This window comes from Methylobacterium sp. J-067 (genome assembly GCF_022829465.1).
GTDB lineage: Bacteria > Pseudomonadota > Alphaproteobacteria > Rhizobiales > Beijerinckiaceae > Methylobacterium > Methylobacterium litchii.
This window is the reverse complement of the sequence record NZ_JAKSXZ010000053.1, coordinates 1-4,502: the sequence shown is the minus strand read 5'-3', so window position 1 is coordinate 4,502 and position 4,502 is coordinate 1. Positions and strand designations below refer to the sequence as shown.

Here is a 4,502-nt window from a genome sequence, read left to right as displayed (position 1 = left end):
CTCTACACCCGGAAAGAGATGCGGGCGCGCCGGCAAGTTCTTCTCCGGCTGGCCATATTCAAACAGGTAGCCAAGAGCCGCGTTATTTATCGGTTTCTCGCCCTTTTCGCCGGGGTGCATACTCTCGGCGGGAATGCCAATCAGGACGCGCTTCTCTACAGCGCGCAGAAACTCGCGCGATAACGGGTCGAGCGTCTTTGTCGGCTTCTTATGGATGCGGGTTCGCATCGGCATAGCGTCATCTCCATAGCGCCCCCGGCACGAGCGCGCCGGGGGCCTTGGTTTGGGAATTGCCGGAGGATGGAGCACCCCGCTTCCCTGTCGCGGTTACTGACGCCACTCACGACTAGGCGTCTCGCGGTATGGTCATCCCACGAGGCCGGAGAGGTGCGCGCCTACCATCACCGCGCACTCAACCCGGTTTTCAGAGAGCGAGCGGGGCCGGAACCGGCCGCACCATGTCGCTCTGCAAAGCCTCCGGCGGATCGGGCGGGATAAGCCGCGCGTCCGCATCGTGCGTGAGGGCGGCAATGTATTCGCCCCACGCCTCCCGCATCTGCCGAGACGCCGCGCTTTCCAGCCCCACGACACGCGGCGCCATCACCATCCCACCGGCAAGGCGTGCCGTCGCGGTGTGATGCACGGCACCCGCCATGGCCTGCGGCCCGAAGTGCAACCCGATCTGGCCAATGCCAGCGGCCAGGGCGTCGGCTTCCGCGCGCAGCGCCTCGACGCGCCGCGCCATCACCTCCGCGTCGCGCATCGCCACCCGGTGAACGGCCTGTTGCACCCGCATGATGGCGGTCGCTCTGGCCGCACGGGCCGCGCCCTCGGTGCTTGCGAGCGATCCGGCGGCGCGCTCGATGGCGACGGCGCGAGCCTCCAACGCGGCCTGTTTTGCGGCGGCAGGGCCGGCTTCCCGCGACGAGGGCTCCGCCCCCTCCCCGCCGCTCGCGACCCACGCGGCATAGCGTGAAGCAAGGTCAGCGCCGATCCGCTCCACTTCGGCCGTCGCGCTATCGGCTTCCCGTCGCGCGTTGCCGGCCGCCTCGTTGCCCCGCACGAGCGCCGAGTCCGCATGTCGGTGCGCTTCGTCGGCCGCGTCGCGTTCCGCGATGGCCTGCCGCAGCGCGTCGCGCAGTTCGCCCTCGTTGGAGATGTCGCTCTCGTTCGGGACGGGACGCAGGACCGGAGCATTCTGCCGGCGCCGCTCATCCAATCGGGCGCGTCGCTCGGCCAGTTGCTCAGGGGTCGCAACCTCGCCATCACTGACTAGCTCGCGGACGCCTTCGCGCCCCATGCGGTCAAGATAGGCCATCAGTGCGCCCTCCGGCCGGATTGCAGAAAGGCGCGGGTGCGCGTGGCCTGTTCGTGGGTCGCCATTGCTTGAGCCACGCCAGCCCGCGCCGCAGCCGCAAAGGCGGCCCGGCGGGCGGCTCGGCGGGCCTCGCGGTCGTTGGTGTGCGCCGGGTGGACATGGCCGTGTCCGCCGCAGCTACAGGGCGCGTCGCCGCAATCCTTGGTATAGGCGCGCACCCCGTTGACGATCACGTCCGTGACGATGGCGTCGCTGAACGTCATGCGAGCCACCGCTGGGCCTTGGGTTTCGATGAGACGCTTCACAGCGTTTCGATCAGTGGTCATGGCGTTGGGTTCACCTATCCGAGTTTGATGGTGACGCCCGCGACAGCGGACGCATTTAGGATTGCGGTTGCAACCACGCTGGCCGAAGCAATACCGGATGAATTATCGGGGAAGTCGGCGACGTAGCGCTGATCCGCACCCTGCGTGAGGTACAGGCCGAGATGCGTACCGGGGGCGCCAGGAACGCCGCGTGCCCGTTCACGGACGAGCGCCAATGGCATATCGTTCAAGGTGCCGTAGGTGCGAACGGTGTCGATCATGTTTTCAGCCTCCTAGCCGGCCAAACGTGCGTAGAGTTCGAGGATTGATGGCTTGGATGAGAGCAGCAGAGACCCCGCCACCGCATTCGCCACATCGTCATGGGCGCCAGGGGCGTGATCGATGCTGTCCCGACCGCCGCGAGCCGTGCGACGCTCCAGAGTGATGAGCTGCCCCGTCAGCACCGGCACATCGAGCAGATCCACCTCACCCGAATTCAAGCGCGGCAGCAGGTCCGTGTAAATCTGGCTCTTGGTCTTCTCGGACGGCTCATAGGTGATGCCGTGGCGCTGGAAGCTCTCGCGAGGCCATTCACCGCCGTAACGATCACCGACAACCTTGCCGAGGCTGTAGCGCTTCAGCAGGTCCGAGAACTCGGCCACCACCGTCTCGGGGCTGAACGGCGCCTTGCGCTCTCGAACAGCATCGAGAACAGCGCACCCATCTTCTTGATGGCTGATCGCCAACGTCATCGAGTCCGACGCGCCACCGCTCGGGTCGGTAAAGCCGTAGTAGGCCAGACCGGGCAGAGGAGCCCGTTCAACGACACCACGCGGGATCGCGGCCTCAACCACTTCTCGGGAGACGAAGGTCTCGACGTCCGAGCGGAACTCCGCAAGGTATTCGGCCGACGCGCTCGGGAGGTCCCGCTCCAACGCCTCATCGATCACCCGCTGCGGGACGCTAGGGTTCATCGTGCGGGTCGCGGCACGCCACACCAGCGCGGGAGCATCGTCCTTGCCGTGATAGCGCTGGAAGGCGTCGTAGAGGGCGCCCCGCCGGGCGTAGGGGCTGCTGGCGCACAGCATCATCCCGTTCGGGATCGTCGCCATCGCAGGACGTAGCGCGTCCAAAATCTCGTAGTCGGGGCTCGTCGAGGTGTCGGAGGGCCAGAACGCCAGTTCGTCGCAAAGCGCGGCAGCCAGAGTGCGCCCGCGAACGGCACGATAGGACGAGGTGCCGACCTCGATGGTGACGCGGTTCGTGAGGTCGAATTCGTCGGCCGTCTCGCGCTCAACCATGCGGGCCAACATCGGCACTTCGGTCAGCAGGCCACGAATGTATCGGAAGATCGTCCGGGCCTGCCGGCGGTCCGTGGCGATGATCAGGATGGTCGCCCGCTCACCGGGGGCGAGATGCTGGCGGTAGTCGCGGAAGCAGGCAAGGAAGACAGCGATGAGGGCCAGCATGAAGCTCTTACCGGCTCGGCGCCCACAGATGAGCCACGCCTCGGCGCAGGCAGTCTCAGGAGCCTCAGAGCGGGCCGTACAGGCGCGATAAGTAGCAGCCTCGGCCTTGGACAACGGCAGGCCGAACAGGGCGCCCACGAACGCCTTCCACGCGGCCCAGGTGTCCGCATCCTTAAACCAGGGCCCGAATAGCTTCGGGTCGGACATGGCCTGTAGGAGGTTCATGCCGCCGGTCTCGCGTCGATGTAGTCGCGCAGGTCGGGCGTGACGTCGCGGGGGCGACGGCGCAGGCCGATGGCCTCAAGCAACCGACGCAAATTTCCGCTCGTCCGCGAGTAGAGGTCCAGGGCCTCGGCGTCGGCCTCGCCGTCGTTGGCGAAGCGCTCCTCCATCCGCTCCAACTCGACGGTGAGGGTGGCGACCCGGCGGACGATGGAGCGCTCGGCAGCAGACACCGCAGCATCACCGCCGAGGTCGGAAATGTGCAGTTCCATGAGGTCGCGCATGCGGCGGGCCCACGTCGAGCGGCCGTCCACGTTCGCGAGCAGTGCCGTCCCGTTCGTGACGCGACTGCGATGGACTTGCTTACCCGGCGCTATGATCAAGCTATCCGCCACCGTTCCACCAGACTTATCGGACATCTGTTGGACAAAGATAGTACGCCGTCTGCGCTAAGTCATTGTATGTGTTTGTCTATCACAGAACAGAGACGAACATTCTTTCGCCTTGCTAAAGCGACTACGGGCTGCCGCAGAAATTCTTGGCCCAAAAACCAGATCCGTCGAGCGCGAATATCTTTCCCGCAAAGCCCCTCTCAAAACACCGGACAAACCGGACAAAACGGACAAATGTCCCGGATGTCCGCGTGTCCGTTTCCGGACGGACAGGACAAGGACACTAGGGAGTGTCCTGTCTGTCCGGTCTCGGATGTCCGGTCAGTCCGTGTCCGGTTTCAGCCAGAGGTGGTCGATGCCTCCGAGCGCGACCGAGCCGATTAGGCTGCGGCCAAGGCAAGTATCGACGGCACGCTTGAATGCCTTTCGTTTAGCTTCGGCGCGTTTGGCATCGTCGTCGCCATCTGCCGGGTAAATGTCGCTGAAGCCGGCACGAACGGTTTGCAGGGGGACGGCGCGAACCTCACCCTGATCGGCTCCGTGAGGCCAAGCGCGGATACCGTGGTCGGCGAGGCTGGCAAGCAGCGCCTCCCTGAAAACCTTCAGCGAGGTTGGCCACCGCTCTTTGGCTGCCGCAACTGCCGCTGCCGAGGTGCGATCTGTCTGCCAATTGACAATGCAGGTCGTGATCGGCTCGCGGTCGTAGGTCTCGCCAACGGTCACGACGTCCAGAGAGTAGGGTATCTCGTAGCCACAGCGCCCGCCGCGAACCTTGCGGATCGCCATGCGGGTGTTG

At 65.5% G+C, this 4,502-nt stretch carries 6 protein-coding genes and 1 pseudogene; all 7 read right to left on the bottom strand.

The window, feature by feature from the left end; translation table 11 throughout:
* Positions 1–234: hypothetical protein (locus tag MKK52_RS04785; RefSeq protein ID WP_243952681.1), on the bottom strand; the 234-nt coding region annotated here is incomplete at its 3' end.
* Between the two features lie 190 nt (positions 235–424).
* On the bottom strand, positions 425–1,318 hold the full coding sequence (locus tag MKK52_RS04780; protein ID WP_243952680.1) for a hypothetical protein: 894 nt from the start codon (positions 1,316–1,318) through the stop codon (positions 425–427).
* Positions 1,318–1,581: a hypothetical protein gene (locus MKK52_RS04775; RefSeq protein ID WP_243952679.1), complete on the bottom strand. Its 264-nt coding sequence runs from the start codon at positions 1,579–1,581 to the stop codon at positions 1,318–1,320. Before MKK52_RS04775 ends, MKK52_RS04780 begins: the two co-directional genes overlap by 1 nt.
* A gap of 77 nt (positions 1,582–1,658) precedes the next feature.
* Positions 1,659–1,904 carry a hypothetical protein gene (locus tag MKK52_RS04770; RefSeq protein ID WP_243952678.1) on the bottom strand — a complete coding sequence of 82 codons (246 nt, stop codon included), beginning with the start codon at positions 1,902–1,904 and terminating at the stop codon, positions 1,659–1,661.
* Positions 1,905–1,916: 12 nt separating this feature from the next.
* Positions 1,917–3,317, bottom strand: a complete 1,401-nt coding sequence (locus MKK52_RS04765; protein WP_243952677.1) for a hypothetical protein — start codon at positions 3,315–3,317, stop codon at positions 1,917–1,919.
* Complete coding sequence (locus MKK52_RS04760; RefSeq protein ID WP_243952675.1) at positions 3,314–3,598, bottom strand: hypothetical protein; 285 nt, start codon at positions 3,596–3,598, stop codon at positions 3,314–3,316. The genes MKK52_RS04765 and MKK52_RS04760 overlap by 4 nt, the downstream gene beginning before the upstream one ends.
* 429 nt (positions 3,599–4,027) lie before the next feature.
* Positions 4,028–4,502, bottom strand: a pseudogene (locus MKK52_RS04755) (hypothetical protein); the annotation flags it as partial.

Bases quoted from the DNA above. Each gene is read 5' to 3' on its own strand.
- MKK52_RS04780 (WP_243952680.1), bottom strand. From the start codon at position 1,318: ATGGCCTATCTTGACCGCATGGGGCGCGAAGGCGTCCGCGAGCTAGTC.
- MKK52_RS04775 (WP_243952679.1), bottom strand. From the start codon at position 1,581: ATGACGTTCAGCGACGCCATCGTCACGGACGTGATCGTCAACGGGGTG.
- MKK52_RS04770 (WP_243952678.1), bottom strand. From the start codon at position 1,904: ATGATCGACACCGTTCGCACCTACGGCACCTTGAACGATATGCCATTG.
- MKK52_RS04765 (WP_243952677.1), bottom strand. From the start codon at position 3,317: ATGAACCTCCTACAGGCCATGTCCGACCCGAAGCTATTCGGGCCCTGG.
- MKK52_RS04760 (WP_243952675.1), bottom strand. From the start codon at position 3,598: ATGCGCGACCTCATGGAACTGCACATTTCCGACCTCGGCGGTGATGCT.